Raw genomic sequence first — 23,453 nt, forward strand, 5'->3', positions numbered from 1 at the left:
CGGACTACGGCCGAGTCGGCCCGAGCATCCATGGCAACTTGATCACCGGCAATGCAACCAATGGTTTGTTCGTTCGGATCGATACACCAACCGGTGGATCGCTTGAGCAATTGGTCGTTCCGGCCCGCTTCGATGACACCGATATCGTCCACGTGCTCGGTGAGAATCTGCTGCTTGATGGATCGCCGGGCGGATTGTTCGAGGAATCGAAACGCCCAAGCCCGATTATTGGCTTGGCCAAACAACCTGGTGCTGGTTCGCTAGCGAGCGGGAATTATCAGTACAGCTACACCTTCATCGATGCCTATGGATTTGAAAGTCCGGGGTCGCTTGCCCAATCGGTGACGGGAGTTGCATCGGGCAGTGCCATCAAATTGTCCAACATTTCCGCAGCCACTGGCAACTATGTTGGCCGAGTCCTGTATCGCAGTTTCAACGGAGGCCCGTTCAAGAAGGTCGCCGAACTAGACAAATCCTCGCGTGATTACACCGATACCTTGGCAGCTCCTGCGGCCGCTGCACCAACGCTCGACGTCAGTATTGCGACGGTGCGACATGGCCGCTTGGATGCGAGCTTGGTGATCGATCCAGGGATGATCATCAAGAATCAAGGTGCGCGAATTCAACTTGGTTTCGGTACCACGTTGTTAGCGGAAGGGAACGAGGGGAATGAGGTCATCTTCACCTCGCGTGCGGACGATCGTTACGGTGCGGGTGGGACCTTCGATACCAACGGCGATCTGACCAGCAGCGGTGATGCCGGCAACTGGGCCGGGATTTATGCTTCGCCGACAAGTCGTCTCAGTTTGGATCACTCGTTGATCGCCTTTGCAGGTGGAATCACCGGGGTCGGCGGTGGGACCGCGGCGTTCAATCCGATTCAGATTCATCAAGCCGAAGCACGCATCGCCAATAGCGTGTTCGAGCAAAATGACGATGGGACCGGCGGCTCGCAAATCGGTGCTCGAAGTGATTTTGCACCGAACTCGGCTGCTACGATTCATGTCACCGCGGCGCAGCCGACCATCGTTGGCAACACATTTGTCGGCAACAACGGCGGCGTGATCGATATCAATGTCAACGCACTGAATTCCGGGTTGCGCAGCGATGGCGGTCGGCAAACCGGACCGATTGACCGTTACTCGGTCCCGCCAGCCAACCAGGGGCCCGTTGTTCGTGGCAACCAGTTGGAAAACAACGAAATCAATGGCATGGTCATTCGCGGTGAAGTGCTTGCCACCGAAGTGGTTTGGGATGACACCGACATTGTCCATGTCTTAGACAGCGATATCGAAATCCCCGATTTGCACACCTTTGGCGGAATGCGAATCGAAAGTAGTTCGACGGAGTCGTTGGTCGTCAAAGTGGACGGTGCTGAGATTTTGGCGACCGGCCGATCTCTTGATATTGTCGATCGAATCGGTGGACGTTTAATGGTGCTGGGGCAACCTGGGTTCCCCGTCGTTATGACGAGCATCAACGATGATACCGTCGGTGCTGGATTCACCCCAAGTGGCGAGGTGCAAACCGATACGATGCGCGGCGCAGGTGCTGCCAGCCCGGGTGATTGGCAAGGATTGAAATTTGATCCCTATAGCCATGATCGAAATGTCGCGGCGGTGACCGAGCGTGAAGGTCGAATTGGCGGTGTCGGTGACTTGAACGCCAACGTCGGACAACACCAAGAACTCGGAACGCTGGCGGCAAACGAAAAGTCCGGCGACGAAAATATCCGTCTTGGTTTCGAGGTGTATGGTGCTATCGCAGCCCCCCAAGATCAGGACTTGTACAGTTTCCAGGGCACTGCGGGGACCATGGTTTGGTTCGATGTCGATCGCACTGATGCTCAACTCGATACCGTCCTAGAACTGCTTGACGGTGAAGGTCGTGTGTTGGCATTGAGCCAGGATTCGCGATTCGAATCGCTGGCCGGTCAATTGACCTTCGTCAACAGCAATCTGATGCGTGACGGGCATGCGTTGCCGATGCAGTTGGACCATGACGCCGAAGTCAATGCGACCGGTGAATATCGCGATCTGTTTAGCCAAAACGATGGCGATTCGGGAATGCGGATTGTCTTGCCAGGAACGACTGGAACCCGGAACACGTTCTATGTGCGTGTTCGCAGCAGCAACCCAGCGGCGAATCTAACCTCGTTGGCCGGAATCGATGCAAGCCGTTTGATGGGCGGAACCACGCAAGGCGGCTATCAGTTCCAGATCCGACTGAGCGAAACCGATGAATTCCCAGGCAGCGTGGTTCGCTACGCCGACCTTCGCTATGCCACCGATGCGATTGTTGCGATTGGATTACCGGCACATTCGCCATTGGCCGGCGAGCTGTTTAATCCGGGCGGAACGATCGACCTGGGCAGTCTCGGCAATACCGATCGCGGTGCCATTTCGATCGCCGGAGTCGCTGATAACACCGTCGATGTCTACACCTTCACCGTCGATCGTGATTCGCTACAGGGGCTCAACCCAACGCCCAACAAGGTTTCAACGGTCTTTGATATCGATTGGGCCGATGGTCTGACCCGACCTGATACGAACATGTATCTGTTCGATGGCAATAATCTGATTGCGATTGGAACGAACTCGAACATCTTGGACGACCAGATCACGCCGATTGTGCCGGGCCAACCGACCACCGAGTCCGATCTTTCACGGGGATCTCAAGGCACCCGTGACGCCTTTATCGGACCATTGGAATTGAACCCCAATGGTGATTATCAAGTGATCGTTGGGACGACGGGGCAAATGCCCGCCGACATGACTCAGTTCACTCAGATCAATCCGGTGAACACCAATGCTCGGCTCGAACCGCTCGATCCCACCGTGCTGATCATCGACGATCGTTTTGATTACGCTCCGACCACCAACAACAACGCAAGCGAAGGCACGCCGGTTCAGCCGCGTGCCGATCAGGAGACACAGTCGCTGCAGGTTGTTTTTGAAAACGACGGTAGCAACATCATTCCATGGCAGTTCGGCGACATTCCATTGTTGGCGATTCGCGAGAATAGCAACAACGCATCGCGGTTGTCGATCTACAATCCATTCACCGGACGTCACGATGCGATTATCGAAGAGGCGACTTCGGTTCCGATCGGCGCGGTGGCCCAGTCGGCTCGCGGTGACATCATCGCCATTCGCAATGAAGGCAACGCGACGCGAAACGATGCCAATACGTCGACAACCTACAGCGTCAGCGCCGACGGAGTGTTCACGGCGATTGGGGCGACGGGGATCGAAACCTACGAATGGGCGCTCAACAATGCGAATCCGCCTGTCGCCATCAACAATCGTGATGACGAAGGAATGGTGTTTGACAGTCTGGCGTATTACAGCAGCGGTACGTCGGAAGCTCGTTACCTGTATGGACTCGCCAATCGTGGCACCTTTACTGGAACCAATGTCGGCACGAATGGAACCAATGATACGATCGGGGCGGCGCAACCAAATCTGGATGCCAATAACCTGATCTATCGACTTGACCCCAATGATGGAACGGCGATCAGTCGTGCGGGTCGCGATATGACCGGCGGTTTTGAATCGGCAAATCCGTTGGATCCACGAATCCAAAACAACTACCCCAATTTCAGTTTTCCTCCGGAAACCCCTTGGGCCGGTACTAATATCGTCGCCCAAATTCAAATTCCAACGGACTCGCCCAACACGGGGTTGCCCACCGGAAACGTTACCGATTTGGTGACCGACATCAATGGTGGCCAATTTTTGTATGCCTTTACCGATACCGGGGCGGTGTGGCAAGCTAGCTTTAGCGAAAACAGCAACAGCACCTATGCCAGCGGGGACATCCGTGGAATCGCGACGCTGATCGTCGACCCAACGGTGGCCGATGACCCGCTTGCGGTCGAAGGCGTTGACTATACTGCCGGCGTCGATTTCATTACCGATTCGAACGGTAATAAATTGGTGTTTGAACGCGTCAGTTTGGGGCCAGAGAATTTCCGTGATGTCAACGATACGATCGGAATCTCCGATCTGTACTTCGGCGTCGGACGCGCGACTACGCCTGGAACCCCCGTCAGTTCCTCGACGCCGCTGCGTTATTACGCCTTCGATTTAACGACTCGCACGGCACAGCCTATCTTTGAATTCGGTGCCGACAGCATCCTAGTGGACAATACGTCGACCTCGGGCGAGTTTGCTGGTTTGTTCTTCAGTTCGCTCGATTCGACGCTGTGGCATCTGAGTGACACGCTACGAACCGAGCCTGGTCATGGTGTCAACTCGCTTGATGATCGTGCCAGTCTGATTGGCGGCGGATCCCTTCGCTTTGGATTCGATGATCTGAGCGACGACTTCAATCATCTGTCGCACTTGGACCAGGATGGCGATGGCCGCGTGAGTGACAATTCCGACAGCAACGACGATTTGGATGCCGACGATCTTCAAGGTTTCTCGGGATACAACTTCCTCGGGGGAGCACACGGCAGCGTACAAAGCAACACGTTGGACCTTTCTGGGTTTAGCGCCGCAGATCTTCCAACGTTGTACTTCACCTACTTGCTCGATTCCGAGAACACCAACGCGGACAACAATGTCACGACCAACAGTGATGCCGGGCTCGATGACGTGATGCGTGATTCGTTGCGTGTGATGGTTGCCGGTGACGATGGTCAATGGCAACTCGTTGCGACGAATAACTTTGACGATGCGATCAACAATCGTGTATGGGACGATATTCGCGGTGCCGATCACGAGTACGATCCAATCGGCAGCAATGGCTACACGAACGTTTTCCAACAACGGTTTGTGCAAGAATTGTTTGACGACGATGTCTTCCGCCAAGCCCGCATCGACCTTGGCCCTTGGGCTGGACAACAAGATGTCAAAATTCGCTTTGAGTTTTCGACCGCTGGGGAAGCGCGGCCTGACCAAAGCGAAATTCAAGCGATCTTCGGCCACAAATTGACCGATGGTCAAACCTTGGTTGTCTCGGGCGAGATGCCCGATCGGCTTGTGACCAATCAAGGCGATGTATTGCCAACGCTGACCAAATCGTTTGAGTTTGATCTCGGCTTAGTCGTCCAGATGCCTGCGGGCAGCCAAGTCACTGCTCCGCTTGCGCTGCAGCGACCCGACGGAAATACGATCGTCGAACTTGTGCCTGGAGTTGCGGGGTTGGGGCAAATCAGTGTTTCGCCAACCGACACCGCAGCCGACGTGGCTCAGAAAGTGGCTGCGTTCATCGCCGCCGATGGTGATCTGACCACCACGACCGTTTCAAGCCCAAGCAAACCCGCTTTGGTTAATTTCAATAGTGAAACCCAAGTTGGTGCCTACACGTTTGCGGGATTGGAATCGCTGATCCAAAGTACGCCGGGGGTCGCAGCGACCGCCGTTGCGATTGATGTTGACATTTCAATGAATCCCGTTCAGGTGCGTAACGCGATCCAATTCGCGTTGGCCAACGAGATTCATTATCTCGATGCCGCGCCAAGTCTTGCGGCCTTCCCGGTTGTGGGATCAACCAACGCGGTGCGTCTATACGACCTAGCCATTAGCCAAACGAGCGCCCAAGGCATCGTGTCGCAGCCAGGAAACGATACGCTTGCGACGGCTCAAAACCTGGATGGCGAGTCGTGGAGTCAGTCGCTCAATACGAATATCGCCAACAGCCTGGCTCGACCTCATTTGACCGTTCAAGGCGTTGGAGACGGCACTTACGACTACTACTCGTTTACGGTCGATTCGGCAGGAGCCACCGCGACGTTCGACATCGATGATTCGCTATTTGATCTGGAATTACATCTGTATGATTCGGCCGGGAATCCCCTCGCTACGGATGACGATGATGATTCAGGAAACGATCCAGGACCAAGTGCAGGTCTCGACCCCTTTCTTCAGCACACGTTCTTGTCACCCGGTACCTATGTCATCGGAGTGGCCGCGTATAATTCGTTTGCAATGGCAGGCGGAATCAGCGGAGCCGCAGTCCCTAATGGAGCGAGCTATTCGCTGCACGTGTCGATTGATGGAAAACCCGTTGCTTCGTCAAGCGGTTTTACACCACTGACGCTGATCAATGGTGAAAACGCGGCTGGATCGAACTTGCCTGGATCCGACTTTGGGGTTTATACCGGAAGCCGCAGCACTTCGGGGCTATTGCGGGCCGGCGAACGATCACGCGGTCTGGGCGGGGCAAACGGCGTTTACATCGACGATATCGTGATCGGCTTGGCCGAACGCGGTGAAAGCTTTACCGGCGGCACGCAAGGCACGGCGCTTGCAGATAACCCTTACTTTGAAGCTCGGTACTACAACCCGATAACCGGGATCGTTGGACCGGTGCAGCAAGAGATCACCGCGGGGCCTTATCAGCTTGAAATTCGCTTGGGACAAGAGTACCTGGGTGCGAATAATATCGGCAAGGATCTTCGATTCGACCTGAATCAGCGACTCGCTGATGGTTTGAACATGGTGGTTCAAAGTAGTGGCAGCCAGATCGTGGATGGTGATACCTTCGAGATCTCGAACGGCTTCGAAACGGTTCGCTTCGAATTCAACGACGTCACGGTGTCTGCGTTGACGACGCCTGCGGACTCGACGAATTTTGTCATCGAATATCGAGTCTCGGATACCGCCGCTCAGGTGGCTCAGACCATTCGCAACGCGATCAATAGTGGATCGGTTCGCGCGGCACTCGGCGTGGAAGCCACCACTCGTAGTGGCACGCTTACCGATGGCACCGATCCGGTCATTGTTTTCCACGGCTATGCCGCGGCAAGCAATCTAGGCAGTATCGATTTCACCTCGCCCGAGAGCGGACACACTCATTTGTTGGGTGTGATTACAGGCGGAAACGTGGTGCTCGGTGAGGATAACGGCGACCAGAACCTGCATCGCGACCAAGGTCAATTCATCGTTGATTCGAACGTGATTAGCTTCTCGTCGGGAACGGCGCTGAATTTGTCGGCCAGCGATGTAGGGCCGGGCAACAAGGTGCCGGACGAAGGAGATCGTCCGAAGCCAGGCGCCGTTCAGAATTTCCCGACGATCAACAGCGAGCAGCTGATCCCAGGGGCGATCGTGCAGAACAATTTGTTGATCAACAATGGCAACGGGATCTTGTTGGGCGGCAATACGACGTCGGGAGGTCCTTCGGCATTCTCGCGAGTGGTGAACAATACCGTCTTCAACTCGGGCACCGGTATCCAGATCCAAAACGGTGCGGCACCGACGTTGCTGAACAATGTGCTTGTCGACAACGCGATCGGCATTCGCTCGCAAAACGCAGGCCCCACGGTCGTGCGGGGAACGCTGTATCAAGGCAATGGGACAACGGTCATTGGAACGGGGGTTGGTACCGAAGCGGTCGTCAATCCGGCAGGTCCCTTGTTCGTCAATCCCAACGTCGGCGTATTTGATTTGGCCGCGGGTAGCCCCAACTTCTATCCGGCCGCCGGCAGCCCGTTGATTGACAGTAGCATCGAGAGCCAAGTCGATCGTCCTTCGATCGTCTCGGTGAAAAATTCCGTCGGGATCTCGCAGAGTCCGATCGTGGTCAGCGAACGCGATTTGGCGGGACAGATTCGCAAGAACAGTTCGACCAGTACCGGTCAAGGCAACAACGTCGATATTGATCGTGGTGCGCTTGATCGCTCCGATACGACGGGCCCCAAAGCCCAGCTGATCTCGCCCAACGACAACGATGCTGCGAACATCGATGTCGACCCCAGCCAAACCTTCTTGCAATTGACCGATGGCGTTTATGAGTTCTTTGAAATTCTGATCACGGAAGGCTCTGGGATTGGTCCTGATTCGTCCACGATCGGTTCGAACCAAATTGTGTTGATCGAAAATGGGGTCGATCTGGTTTCAGGGATCGATTACACGATCGGTTACAACACGGCGACACGCACGTTGCGTTTGACACCGATCAGCGGTATTTGGCGTCCCGATGCCACTTACCAGATCATCTTGAACAACGAGGATGCGCTGCAGAGCGACGGTTCTACGATCCGGGCGATCTCGGACTTGGCTGGCAACCCGTTGCAACCGAACCGAGCGACCGGTGAAACTCGCTTCACGATTTTGATGCCGGACGTCAAACTCGACTATGGCGATGCACCGGCCTCCTACGGGACTCTACTAAGCGATTCTGGCGCACGGCACACGATCAATAACAATCGTCTGCCTCGACTCGGTCAGTTTGTCGATGTCGATATCAACGGCAACCCGTCACCTGCGTCCGATGACGATCTGGTTTCGGTGTCGGTCACCTCGTCCAATGCTGTGTTCAGTATCGTCAATTCAGCTGCCAACGCGACCAAACGTGTGACGCTGAATGCGGTTCCAAGCGGTGGCGAAGTACTGACGATTGATATTGGTGGCGTGGTCACGAAGCTCGAGTTCATTACGGGCAACCTCGTGCCAAGTTCGAACAACGTCGCTGTCGCGTTTAACTTGACCGATACGGTCGAAGAGGTCACGGCGAAGTTGTTGACCGCGATCCGTACTCGCGTCGCCGCTTCGGGAGACTCCGTCGTGGTATCGCTCGATAGTAGCCAGCAAAACTCGTTGACAATTACCGCCGTTGACGACGAAGACGGGGTAGCGACCGGGATTTACACCGCACCAAACGGCTCGGCGGTCCGAGTCTTTGCGATCCCCGGTGCAGGACCCGATGCGGTTACTGCCGAGCAAACGCTGGGGTACATCAACCCGTTGGACCCTGCGGGAGCCAACGTGAATGTGGATGTCATCGGAGCTGGGCTGCTAGACGCTTGGATCGATTTTGACCAGAGTGGGACCTTCGAGTCGAGTGAGCAGATTTTTGCAGGAACGCCTGTCATTCAAGGCAGCAATTTGCTGACGATTGCCGGAGACACCACGGCCTATGCGGCCGCCATCAATGGCGAAACGTGGATGCGATTCCGGATCAGTGCCGAAGGTAACCTTGGGCCTACAGGAGTCGCCGTCGGAGGCGAAGTCGAAGATTACCCAATCTCGATTCGCCGCGTCGCCCTGCCCACGCCGATCGACGATTCGTTTAATGCCGTCGAGGATACGGTTCTGGATGTTCTAGCCGGTGGGGCTCAAGGAACGCTGTTTGACAACGACACCGGATTGTCGGGCCAATTGTTCCCGGTTCGCTATTTCCTTGGGGCATTGCCGCAAAACGGAACGATCGAAGTGGTCGACCGCTTTACCGGTGAATTCCGATACACGCCGAATGAAGACTTCTATGGTCAGGACACCTTCACTTATCGTCTGAGCACCCAGGAGAACGTCAGTCAACAAGCGACAAACGTCTCGACGTTTGCGACGGTCACCATCAACATCGCTCCGGTCAATGATCCACCGGCGGCAATGAATCAAGCGTTCGTCACGACCGAGGACACCACGCTTACCATTACCGCGGCTGAATTGCTTGTCGGTGCAGCGGGGCATGAGAATCCCGCAATACCTCAAGCTCCGTTTGATGAATCAAATCAAACCCTACGAGTGGTTTCAATCACCGGCGGTGACCTCGCTACCGGAACCACGATTGATCAAAGCAACGCGTCCACCACGGCAATTACCGTCGAAGGCGGATCGTTAACGGCGACGTTTGACGTCGACGGATCGCTGATCGCGGTTCAGTACACGCCCAAAATGAACTTCAACAGTGACAACTTGCCTCCGACACCGGGCGAGTTCCGCTTGGACGAATTCTTGTTCACGGTGGAGGATGATGGCGTATTGGTTCTGTCCGATGGAACGATCGATCCCGCCTTCCCAAATCCATTGACCACGGTAGCAACCGCTTCGATTCGGGTCACGCCACAGAACGACGCACCGTTCTTGGCGACTGACTCGGTCTCGATCGATAATCCTGCCTACGTCAACTATTTCACCTCGCGTGGTTTAACCGCTCCGGTACCTACCGAAGATCAGTCGCTGGTGATTCCAGCGGCCTTCTTGCTGGAAAATGACTCGAGCGGACCGCTTGATGCTGCGGACGAAAATCAAGCTATCCGTGGCAACGACGGCGCGATCCGTTTGGTTAACCCCGTTGCCTTGTTCGATCCGACCTTGGGAACGCTGACGCTGAGTGCAAACGGCGACTTGTTGTTCACACCTACCGCGGATGTCTATGGACAAGTGTTGTTCACCTATACGGTGATTGACCAAGGGGTCGACGAGGCGGTCGATGGAACGCGAACGAGTGCTCCGCTAACGTCCAACGTGACCTCGACGATTTTCCTCGAACCTGTTAATGATGTCCCGGTTGCATTTAATCGGTCGTTGACCTTGGACGAAGTTGCTGAACCCGCCGGTCCTGCAGTATTGACGTTCACCGCAGCCGATCTGATCAACGGCAAGGTGGGCGAGCAACCGAATCGTGGCGGCAATTTTGCAGCCTCCTTGCCCGCTCCGTACAACGAGACAAACCAAGCTCTGCGCGTGGTTGCGTTCGCATCAAATTCGAACACCGTCGATGTGAACAGCTTGGCGGGCGGAAGCGGACAATTGACGTTGACGACCGGTATTGGTGGGATCTTGACTTTCAATTTCACCAACGGGGCCTTTGTTAGCGGAACCTACGCACCGCCAGTCGATTACAACGAACGAACGCCGTTCAATCCGAACGACTTCTTCACCTACACGATTGCTGATGATGGCGCGACCGTGTTCGGTGGTGGCATCGCGGATCGCGATCTGGTTGATGAACGCTCGACGACGCCAGCGACGGTAACGTTGACGGTGACCGAGACCAACGATCCTCCGGTTTTCCAAACGATCCCGGTGGTCGATATGCTCGAGCGTGATGATTCACTCTCGACGACGATTCCCGCGTTTGTGTTTAACCAAACACCAGGTCCTGTCACGGCACTTGATGAAATTGACGTCCAGACGTTGTCGTTTACGATCGTGGATTCGCTTTCAACCGTTCCTGCGGGATTGATGTTGCAGAGCCCACGTGTGTTGGCCGATGGCAGTTTGGAAGTGTTCCCCGCGCCCGACCAGTTCGGTACAGCAACCTATGTCGTTCGAGCGACCGATGCGGAACCGAATAATCCGGCGTTCAATGATCCACGCTCGACTGACAAAACGTTTGTCTTGAATGTGCGACCCGTTAACGATGCTCCGCGATTGAATTCGAGCGTGCTCGGTACCAGCGGCCGGGTTGTGCCCGCAGGCCCGAACCCGATCATCGACCAAGCTTATGCGGTCGGTTTTGATGGCACGATCACTTACACGCTTCGCGAAGACAACACGCAAGCACTCGGGGACACGTCGCAAGCGTTCTTTATTCCGATCAACCGCCCGGCGGCAACATCGGGGTACAGCCAAATCGGGTTGTTGGATGTCTTTACACCGGGGCCGGCTAATGAAGTCGCGGCACTGCCTGGGGGATCCCAAACACTCGAACTGTTTGATTTCCCTGAAACCACCGCGTTGGGCGGTCAATTGACGAGCGTCTTTAGCGGCGGTGTGTTGATTGGTGTGAACTACGTTCCCCCAACCAATTTCAATAACGCGATTGGCTCTGCCGACACGTTCACGTACACCGTGCGTGACAAGAGTGGCACAGGCAACGAAACCTACTCGCTTGCTGCGGGATCGCTGGTGCCGGATCGCTTGACATCGATCAATCAAGTTCGTTTGAATTTGAACCCGGTCAACGACCGACCCGAGTTTGAGATCAGCCAACCTAGTATCGAGGTGCCTGAGGACGGAGCGGCCGTCACGATCAATAACTATGCGTTTAATATTAACGCGGGACCTCCGTTTAACGCGTTTGATGAAATTGACCCCAATACGGGACAAAACGTCACGTTTACGGTGACCTCACTCGGTTTTGCATCGGATCAAGCGGCACAGTTCTTTTCTCAGTTCCCATCGATTGACGCAAATGGTCGCTTGACATTCCGTCCGGCAGCCAATGCGTTTGGTAAATTCCAGTTCGAAATTGTTGCCACCGACAATGGGCCTGGAAATGCCACTCGAGGCGACTTGATTTCGTCGCTCGCCAAGACGATGACGATCGAGATCCAACCGGTCAACGATCCGCCCCGGATTGACCCTGCTGTGACTCCACTTCAATTCACGATGCTTGAAGATGGCGAAGTCGAAATTCGTGTTCGAGGTGACAGCACCAACCCAGGCTTGTTGGATGTGTTTGCGGTCGGACCCGCGAACGAAGCCTCCAACGTTACCCCAGGTGGAAATCAAACTTTATCGCTTGGAACCCCGATTCCGGTCACTTCGCTCAACGGTGGTACGTTGACGCAAGTGCTCGGCGGCAGCGGCGAAGTGGTCGCACTTCGATACAAACCACGTGCGAATTTCACCGGTAACGACTCGATCATCTACACCGTCTCGGATGATGGCGTGACAGTCGATGTGGGGACCGGCGGCACGGTTCGCAGTAACCCACGGATCGCGTCGAACACCGTGGCGATCAACGTTCTGCCCGTCAACGATGCACCCATCTTTAGCGGTGCAGGTGACGTGGTTTCGATCGAAGACCAGGACACGGGATTGGGACGAGGCGTCGTACGGGTTCCTGATTGGGCAACCAATGTCCAAGCCGGACCTGCCGGTGCCACCGACGAACTCGAAGGTGCCGGAGCAATTGAAGCTCAGCAGACCGAGTTTGTTATCACCCAGATCAGTGGAAATACGTCGCTGTTCTCGGTCGCGCCCAACGCGATCATCAACGGATCGTCTGCGACGCTGGCCTACACGTTGGCACCGGATGCCGCAGGGCAAGCGGTCTTTACTGCACAGCTTCGTGACAACGGACCGACCGACGCTGCGATCGGTGACGACGCCGTGGGGGACACCCAAACGTTCACCATCAGCGTGACGGCGGTTAATGATCCGCCAACATTTGCCAACGCGGGCGATGTCACCGTGGACGAAGATAGCGGACCGTATAACGCCGTGTGGGCAACGCAGATTTCGCCCGGACCGGCGGACGAGAGCAGCCAAACGGTCGTCTTTAACGTGACCGTGCCCGAAGCTTCTAAGTCACTGTTTGCGTCGCTTCCGGTGATCAGCGAATCGGGCGTGTTGCGATTTACTCCGGCTTTGAATGCCGTCGGTGCGGTGACCGTGGTTGTCAATGCAACCGATTCCGGCGAAGCAATCTCGCCACCGGTTTCATTCCAAATCAAGATTGGCGAAGTCAATGACCCGCCACGACCATTGTCGGATGTTTTGGATCCGTCGGACGAAGACACGGTGCTGACGATTTCAGCAGCCCAGTTGCTCGCTAACGATGGGGATCCCGATCTGCTGACCAACCCTAGCGAGTCGTTGACGTTGGTCATGCCGGCGGAATCGACCTCGGTCAGCGGAGCGACGGTGAAGTTTGATGCTGTGACGCAGACGATCACCTACAACCCGCTGAAAGCATCGGTGTTGCAGGCTCTCGCACCCGGCAAGAGCTTGACCGATTCGTTCTCGTACACCGTGCGTGACGCCGCGGGCGTGCTCAGTGCTCCGGTAGTGGTTCGCGTGGTGATCAATGGAATCAACGACGCTCCGACTTTGGTGGCGGATAATCCAGTGCTTGCCGCTTCGGGATCGACGATCATCCGTCCTTTGGACAATGATTCGGATATCGACGGTCAAATTGACCCGGCATCGGTGCGTCTCGAATTACAGCCTGTGTTCGGCTCGGTGCAAATTGATTTGAATGGGGTGATCACTTACACGCCATTCGCCAGTTTCTCGGGTAAAGATACGTTCTCGTACACCGTCGCAGACAATCTTGGACTTCGTAGCATTCCTGCTGTGATCACGATTGATGCGAATCCAGCTCCGATTGCCAAATCGGATGTGGCAGGCACGTTTGTCGACGAAGCCGTCGTGATTAACGTTGCCGCGAACGACAGCGACGAGAACGGAACACTGAACCTTGCGAGCATTCGAATTGTCTCGGCCCCAGGTCGTGGCGACGCAGTGCCGCTTGCCGATGGAAAGATTCGCTACATCCCCGCGACCGGTTTTGTCGGACGTGATTCGTTTACCTATTCGATCGCGGATAACGAAGGCCGATTCAGTACGCCTGCGACCGTCAGCGTTCAGGTTGTTGCGAGCCGACTGCAAAATCCAAATGATTTTTCGGACGTCAACGCCGATGGTGACGTTTCCGCGTTGGATGCATTGTTGATCATCAACAAACTGATGCTAGCCGGAGGCAACGTTTCGAGTATCCCGGTTCAACCCGGGGATCAAGGCCCGAATTACTTTGACGTCTCTGGTGATCGTCAAATCTCGGCCTTGGATGCGTTGCAAGTCATCAACCAATTGATGCTTCGCGGTCCGGTTCCGGCAAGCGGTTCTGGCGAGCTGGCGCAAGGCGAAAGTATTGTTGCGGCTGCGTCCACGGTAACCCCGCTGGCGTTGATGACGAGCGAGACGGTGGCGGTGATGGCCGAGCCCGATTCGGCGTTCGCGCTCGCCCCACGTCCTGATAAATCGGTCGCAATTGGAGCCGACAATTCCCCAGCGGACGTGGTGTTTGATTCAAGTGTGGATCTGGATGCCTACGATTGGATCGACAGCGATGCGGTCGATCTGATTGCCGACGAACGAGAAGCGGACGGCGGGTCGGACGATACCGTTTCGGCCCTCGATTCAGCCTTTCTCGATTTTGAGTGATGCCGCAAGTATTCGCGTTGATTGAAGAGCGATACCGCAGCGGCAACGCCGCGGGTTTGCAATAGGAGAGGAGGCAGACGTCGTCTGACGTCTGCCTCTTTTTTTATAAGTCTGCCCCTTTCTCACGTGCCCCTTTCTCACGCTGCCGATCACACTGGCAACGTGTTGTTGTTGGTCGCAATGAAAGTGATCTTCAACTCACGTTTAATTCATCGCAGGCTTCCGCCCACGCTCAACCACCCCCACTAATTTGTAGCCCCACCGATCGCGTTTGGAGGCTTTCTGAGGGTGGGTATTTCTGCCACCAAAGTGGCGTCTTGATTGGGGCTTGAGATCGCTGTCTTTGGTTGATTCTCTGCCGTGTGTCATCTTATCCACACACGATTGGGGGATAGGCACGAGACGTCCCGAGCGGCTCCTCCTCTAGCACAAAAAGAAAAGCGAAAAAAGTTTCCAGAATAAGGGAACTTTCGTAATCCGAGCGGCAGTGGCGGCGAGTTGCACACGAATCAATTACACGTTTTTTTTTAGTTGTAGGAATCAAACGGTGGATTTCTTAACCACCCGATTACTCTATAGTGCACGAATATATGTTGTAATAGTGCGACGTCATCTCGTCTCAAAAAAAAGCCTCCCCTGCAATTTTCGATCCTCCCGGAAATAGATCTATGACCCTCCGACCTTTTCGCGCGTTTCTCGGAAAAAAAGCCCTTCGTCGATCTTCCCGAAAAAGTCAACATCATCGCGACCAGTCACGCAAGATGCTGACTCAGCAACTTGAAGATCGTCGTTTGTTGGCGGGGCCCGAATTGATTGCGATTCGGCCGGACGCAGGAGCTCTGTTGCAGTCGGGTGATACGCTGAATATCGCACCTCGCGAATTCAATTTGTTGTTCAAGGGAGGCGCGGATCTGAAAGAGTCCACGATCAACGCCAACACGGTGCGTTTGGTTCGCAGTGGTGGCGACGGAACGTTTGGCGATGGTAACGAACAACGGATTGCATTGGGGTATGTGGGGCTCGACGAACCCGGCAGCACCGATCCCGAAGATTTACAGCGGATCGTGTTCCAGACTGCTAGTTCCGCATCGCACAATCCCACCGACGACCTGAGCGATCCCGCTGCCGTTTTAAATTCGTTCCCCGATGACACCTATCGCATCGAAATCATCGGCGCCGGTGCAGCTGTACTGGAGAACAACGCCGGCGAAGCGTTCAATAGCGGCGTCAATTATGCCTTGCCATTTCGGCTCGATCGCGGCGCACAAGTTGTCGCCGTGGTGCCTCAACCGATTGAGCGGTTGACCAATGGCGATCTGAGCCAGAAAAAGGACACCATCGTTGTTCACTTTGATGGTCAAACGCTGGATTCGGATGACGCGAACGATCCAAAATTCTTCCGACTCGTCGACACCGCGGGATCATTGTCCACCGCAGACGACGTCACGCTCGTTCCGGCCACTGCGGCGTACGATAACGCAGCTTCCACGGTGACGTTGACCTTTGATAGCGACATCCCCGAAGGGACGTATCGTTTGGATGTCGGATACTCTGCAGATGGCACGACTGCTAACAGCGGTGCCATTCATGTGGGGTCGCTATTTGCGAATAGCGGGACGATTCAAAGCGGGTACACCAAAGACGGCTTTCTTGGCGATGCGAACGGGCTTAATAATGACGCCAGCGATGTTGATCGCTATCGAGTGCAAATCGATGCAACTGGCCAGTTGACGATCAACGCTTCGCCTCATGCAGGTATGGCGCTCAGCGTTCGGGTGTTGAGCGCGGATCTAACGACCGTGGTGGCCGCGGCGACCACAGGAGCCGTCGGGGCCGTCGTGAATTCGATGCCGATTCTTGCGGCCGGTGAGTATGTGGTCGAGATTTTCAGTGCATCCGGGACAGGGTCCTATGGATTGGAGATTCAATCGAATATCAGTGCCGTTGTGTCGGACGATAATTCTTCGATTCATAACGCAACCCAGCTGGGCGTGTTAGGCGCCGCAGGAGTGAAGGTCGCTTCGACGATCTCGGCCCAAAATGTGCCTTTGCCGCCGTATCCAGGCAGCCAAGATGAGCCTGGGCATCGTCAAATTCAGCGTGAACAACACATCGGAGCCAGCGGTACAGCGCTGAGCACACCGCAACCGATCACCGTTTACCGCTACAACTTCCCTGCCAATATTGGCACCGACTCTAACGGGGTTTCGTATCCCAATGAGATCACCGCTCGGGAACGCGAGATTATTCGTGGGATTTTTGATGTCTTGGCAAGTCAATCGGGGTACGAATTTATTGAGGTCGATTCCACGGCACCCAATGCGGGACTTCGCGTGGGGAAAGGGGATTTGCGAGCTGTTGCATCGGGGCTAGGCCCGAGTTCGGGTGTCGCTGGGATTTTCACCGGGGCAGCCGTTACGGCAAACAAGTTTGTCTATCCAACATCGTCGACTTATGGCGATGGCTTCACCGAAACGATGACGCACGAACTACTGCATGCGTTGGGATTAGGTCATGCTTATGAACTGCCCGCGACAATGAGCAGCATTGCTGCGCCAGGGCAAGTTTTGCCAGGCGATAACGATATTGTTCATTTGCAGCGAATCGTACCGCCCAACAGCACCGATATCGATCTTTACCAGTTCCAGTTAAACGATGCTGGGAAATTTAAAGCGGAAGCCATTGCCGAGCGGCTCAGTAACCCAAGTATGCTCGACAGCGTCCTCACACTCTATCGCCAAACGAGTGGTGGCAAGGTCGAGTTGGTCGTCCAGAATGATCATTACTTTGGACATGATGCGTTTCTTGAAGTCGACCTTCAGCCAGGCACCTATTTTGTCGGAGTGACTAGCACTGGCAATGACGATTACGATCCACGCGTTCCCGACAGCGGCAGCGGCGGGACGACCGATGGGGCTTATGAACTAAAGTTATCGTTTGAAGCCAACCGTGGGGACGCGGCGTTACGAGATTCGGATGGCACGCTAATCGACGGCGATGGCGACGGCACTCCCGGCGGTGTCCATTCGTTCTGGTTCCAATCCGCAAGTCCTGGCACCACAATTTTCGTTGATCGCGCGAACGATACGAATCTTTCTGCTGCTGACGGTAACGGTTCGCTACTGGATCCATTCGATACCATCAGCAGTGCCGTAACCGCAGCGGCGACCCGAATTGTCGTGCCCAAAAACGCGATTGCGGATATCAGCACTGGCGACATCATCACGATTGATGATGGTATCAATCCTGAGTTGACATTGACGTTTGGAAGCGTAGGTCTTGACCGGATTGACATCAGTGCGGCCACGACCCCGGACGACGTCGCGGCGACGATTGCAGCTGCGATCAACACTGCGAAGTCGGGCGGGCGGTTGAGTGCGGGGGTCACGGTTTCGCAAAACGGGCGAATTGTTCAATTGGCGAATATCGACACGCTGGATGTTGAGAACACACCAGCACTGTTAGCGGCTCCGAACCTGATTCGCATCGTTGGCAACGGTGGACTCGACGGCAAATTGTCGACCTTCAACGACAATACTCCCTACTTGATCGGCGAAAACAACTCAGGTGTTGCGTTACGTGACGGGTTGGATTTGATGGTGCCTCAAGGCGCTACGCTAATGATCGATGCCGGTGCGTTGATCAAATTGCGTAAAGCAAATATCGACATCGGGACTTCGTCGATCGGGATTAGTCGAGCTGGATCTGCGATTCAAGTTTTGGGCACACCCGTTAATCCCGTTTACATGCGGTCGTACCATAACGACGCATTCGGAGGGGACTCCGACGGCATTGGCACTGCGGCGTCCGGTGATTTTGGCGGAATCGTGATCCGAGAAGATTCGGACCTCGAAGATCGTGGGATTTTCCTGAGCTACGTTAATCACGCCGATATTAACAATGGTGGTGGTAAGGTGGCCGTGAACTCGCAATCCCTGACATTCACCTCGATTCATATTGTCGATGCGCGACCCACGCTCAGTTTCAATCACATTTCCAATAGTCAGAATGCGGCGATTTCGGCAAGCCCCGATAGTTTTGACGATTCGCTGGACCGAATCGGTCCCGATGTCTATGGCAATTTCCTAGCTGATAACCGCATCGACGGGTTGTTTGTTCGCGTGGAAATTGCAAGTGGTTCGGTGATCGATCGACTCGACGTACCGGGACGCTTTGATGATGTCGATATTCCCCACGTTCTTACCCAAAGCTTGATCATCGCGGGTAACCCAGGTGGACCCTTTATTAATGCGGTCGGATCTCGTGATGCGCGTGCCGCAGGACGATTAATGATTGATCCAGGGGTAGTCGTAAAGCTCAGCAATGCGCGTATCGAAGCCGAACGCGGTGCGTCGGCATTGATTGCCGAAGGGACCGAAAACCGGCCTGTCATTTTCACGTCGTTGTTTGACGATCGCTACGGTGGTAGCGGGACATTTGATACCGATGGCAATCCATCCACCGTCGGGGCCCCAGGGGATTGGTCCGGTTTGTTCTTTGGCGAAGTCTCCTTTGGCAGCATCGATCATGCGTTGATCTCGTTCGCCGGGGGTGACTCACCGATCGAAGGTGTATCGGCGAATTTTAATGCCATCGAGGTGCATCAAGCCGATCTTCGGCTGACGAATAGTGTTCTGAAGGACAATGCTGGAGGAGGCGCATCGGGCAATCGTTCCGGTCGCGGTCAAAATGCGAACGCCGTGATCTATGTTCGTGGCAGCCAGCCCACCATCGTCGACAACAGCATCGTCGACAATTCGGGAGCCGCAATCCATATCAATGCAAACTCGCTCAATAGCGAAAACAGGATCGACCATGGCCGCAGCACCGCAGCGGCGGAACGTTACAGCGAGTTTGATGACAACTTTGGTCCTTTGGTGCGACTGAATCGGCTCGACAATAACAGCACGAATGGAATGTTCGTGCGGGGCGAAATCTTGACCACCGAAGGAATTTGGGACGACACCGATATCGTGCATGTGCTCAACAGCACGATTACGGTCGATAATCATCATCACGTCAGTGGATTGCGTCTGCAAAGTAGCAATTCGGAGAGTTTGGTGATCAAGTTATTTGGGCCGAACGCTGGATTTACGGCGACTGGAACGCCGCTCGAGACGATCGATCGAATCGGAGGCTCGATTCATGTGTTGGGAACGCCGGGGCATCCCGTTGTCATGACAAGCTTGCGAGACGACAGCGTCGGTGCAGGTTTTGGGACAGATGGTTCGGTGATGACCAACACCAACAACACGCTCAATCCGTCAACGGGTATTCCTGGTGAATGGCGTGGCATGATTTTTGACGAATGGAGCAACGATCGAAATGTTGCCATCATCCGTGAGCGAGAAAATCCGCTTACCGCGGGAAATGGAATTAACGAAAATCGGCCATCGGCACAATTTCTCGGTAATTTGGCGCCCGATGAAAAGAGCGGTGATGAGAATCGTCGCTTAGGTTTTGAGGTTCAGGGATATATCAGCCCAGATGATCCCAGTGACGTCGACGTGTACAGTTTCAGTGGGATCGCGGGAACGGATGTTTGGATCGATGTCGATCGGACCGATTCCGCTTTGGATGCGGTTGTCGAAATCGTCAACGCCAACGGAACCGTACTTGCCCGTTCGGTGCGCTCATCGAACCCAGCCTTTGCTGGGAATTTGAACTCTGCAACGTTGACTCAAAATCCGAATTTGGGCGGCGATTTTTATTGCCACAATTTCCGCGATCCGGGACTTTACTTTCGGTTGCCAGGCGTGCCTGGTAGCGAAGGGGTCTTTTTTGTACGGGTACGATCCTTACCCGGCAGCAATCCGATCGCCACGCTTGCCGGTGAAAGTAGCGGGCAATACCAGTTGCAGATTCGTACTCAGCAAGAGGATGAATTTCCTGGGTCGACCGTACAGTATTCCGATATCCGCTTCGCTTCCACCGCGATTGATGTTCGCGGTCTTCCCGCACACAGTCCTTTGGTCGCCGAAGCAGGAGAGCTAGGCGTTGACAACAATGACTTTGCTGAAGCTCAGACACTGGTGAACTTACTTGAAACAGACATGGCCGCAATTGGCTTGTCTGGCGTTCTTTCTGACAACAATGATATCGATTGGTACCGATTCAAATTGAACCATGTTGGCGTTCAGACGATCTCGGGTGTCAATGATGGTCCGGGAACGGTGTCGGTCGTGCTGGATATGGACTATGCCGACAAAGCAGTTCGTGCGGATACGACCGTAGCGGTCTATAACAACGCAGGACGATTGGTTTATGTCAGTCGTGAATCCAATGTCGATAGCGACCAACCGGTTGGAAGCGATCCGTCGGTCGACGATTTAAGTCGTGGTTCGCTGGGCGACAAAGATCCGTTCATCGGACCGTTTCATCTTTCGCCTGTTGCTGCGGATCAATATTTTTATGTTGCGGTGATGAGCAATCGGCAATTGCCAACCGCGTTGATGGGAGCGTTTCAGGCCGATCCAAGCCAAGCCAATCAATTAATGCGGCTTGAACCGGTCAACTCGGTCACGCGAATCGTCGAAGACCATATCGGCATTAGTGGCTATCGTTCGCAAGGGGTTGGCATTATGCCTACCGAGGCCGACGGGATTTTTAACGTCACCGACGAGGTTAGTCTCGCTAGCCATGTGATCCCGTTTGACCTATCCGATGTGGTGACTTACGTCTCGACCGATTCCGGGGGCGATAGCGCCGATGACAATCTCTACACCGCCAGCATCTTGAAGGCTCAGAACTTCCTCACGCGATTGAAACAGAATGTGGGTTCTGGTCGTGATGATCTACAAGACATCGTGATCCGTAGTGATGGTGCGATGTATGGGTATATCCGGTTAGAAAATGGTGTCGGTACCGTCGGGCAATTGGTAAAGATCAATCCCACCGATGGTTCGTTCATCTCGACGCAAAACGATAACATCCCGGGCAATGGCGCTACCCCCAATACGAATATCTACAACAACGCCAATCCAGCGGTTTCGGATCAATTAGAACAGTTTACGATTTCGCATGACGTGGACGCCTTTACGTTCGAGCGTACCGGTACCACGGGACCGTCCAACGCCCCGGTGCCGACCTATAACGTTTATTACTCTGTGCGTGAATCCGATGGTACATCCAAGTTGTATCGCGCACGTGAAAATGGAGATGCGTCGCCACGAAATGCTGCGGGTGGCCAACCTCGCTACGGATACCTAGGGCATATCCAAAGTACAAATGTGGTCAACGCGTCCGAGACTTTTTTAGTGCGTGATTCTGGCAATCCAGTCAATTCCACTACGATTGAATTTCGCTCTAAATTGCCCGGTGAGCGTGGGAATGATGTGTCGGTCGTGGTGTCTTATGAGCAAGTGAACAGCGGCGCCGGCGCAGCGGTGACAAGTGCATCCAGCTCTACTGCCACGAAACCAGTGGTCAATTTGCGGATTCGCTACACCCGTGACAACAATGGCGCGATCAACGGAGGTCCGACCGCAGGCGATATCGTCGATGTGATCAATAATCATGTGAATGCTCGTGAATTGGTCACCGCGGTAATCACCAGTGGTAACACGGGAACGAACGGTCGCAATTTCCAGGCCAGTGGTACGGTCGTGACGATTCCGTTGGTGGGCGGAGACGACGGGGCGATTGGGCCGGTTACCGGACGTGTCACAGGGCTCTCGTTCGACAATTTCCTCAGTAACGGCAACCTCTTTGGCGTTACCAATGTAGGGGAATTCCTTGTGATCAACCCGGACAACGGATTTGTGATCAATCGTAAGGAAGTCTTTGATTCCGCAGGAAATCCCTTTAGCTTCCAAGGACTCGCGCTTGGCCCCCAAAACGTCAACGACGGTGCCTACGCGAATACGCTGTTTGCTATTACCAGCAGTGGTGAGGTGGTTGCGCTCGATTCCAACGGGAATCCAGTTTATGCGTTTGAATCGGACAACGGTACTCAACTGGTGACCGTGGGCGGGGCGCCGTCGGGTGATAGTTTCTTTACGTTGACCTTTGATAACGGAGTGACGCGTCAGACGACCGAGCCCATTAAGGCGGACGCTCCTTACACCGCGAGTGTGAACGAAGAACAGACAATTTCGACGGATGCCTACTCGGGTAACTTCACGTTGTCGTTCGAGAAGGATCAGGGCGCCGTCAGCGCGCTACTGCAACCCATTCTGACAGCACCTGTCGCAGGAATTTCCGAGACGATTCAAGTACAGAACGTTTCGGATCAACCGTTTACCGAGCAGTGGCCTGCGACACCGTTTGTGATCCAGGTTCAAAACGAGCAGATGTTGGTGACCTCGCGTGTCGGGAATTCGTTCACCGTGACACGCGGGATTCATAATACGACGCCGACGACGCACCCTGATACCGCGACGGTTGCCGAAGTAACGACGTCGCTGTTGAGCACCGCGATGTCGGCGACCGCAAGTTCCGCGTTGACGGTAACCGACCTTCTGAGCGCCAGTAGCAATCTGACACTCAGTTCACCACTAACGCTCGATATCAGTCCGACGGCACTCGTTCTCGAAGTCGATGACGCCAGCGTCTTCCCTGCCGCGCCGTTCCCGATTCGGGTTGACGGCGAGGACATGTTGGTCAGCGCCGTGGATTTGGTCAATAACGAATTTACGATCTCACGCGCTGAGAACGGGACGACCGCTGCAACGCATCTTGCAGGTAGTCAAGTTCAGGTGATTCCGGTAGGTGGGGCACCCGTGGTCGGTCTTGATAACAATCCGGCAAGCACGACGTTGCGAGTCGTCGACGCCTCGATTTATCCGAATACTAATTTCTCGATTCTCATTGGCGGAGAAGAAC

At 54.7% G+C, this 23,453-nt stretch carries 1 protein-coding gene and 1 pseudogene; both read left to right on the top strand.

From position 1 onward, the window contains the following. Nucleotides 1-38 precede the first annotated feature (38 nt). Nucleotides 39-14,630, top strand: coding sequence for a DVUA0089 family protein (locus ABX962_RS06665; protein WP_372717777.1), 14,592 nt, complete (start codon nt 39-41; stop codon nt 14,628-14,630). A 668-nt stretch (nt 14,631-15,298) separates the two neighbouring features. After that, nucleotides 15,299-23,453: pseudogene (locus ABX962_RS06670) on the top strand (hypothetical protein); the annotation flags it as partial.

This window comes from Novipirellula sp. (genome assembly GCF_041583735.1).
Lineage (GTDB): Bacteria > Planctomycetota > Planctomycetia > Pirellulales > Pirellulaceae > Novipirellula.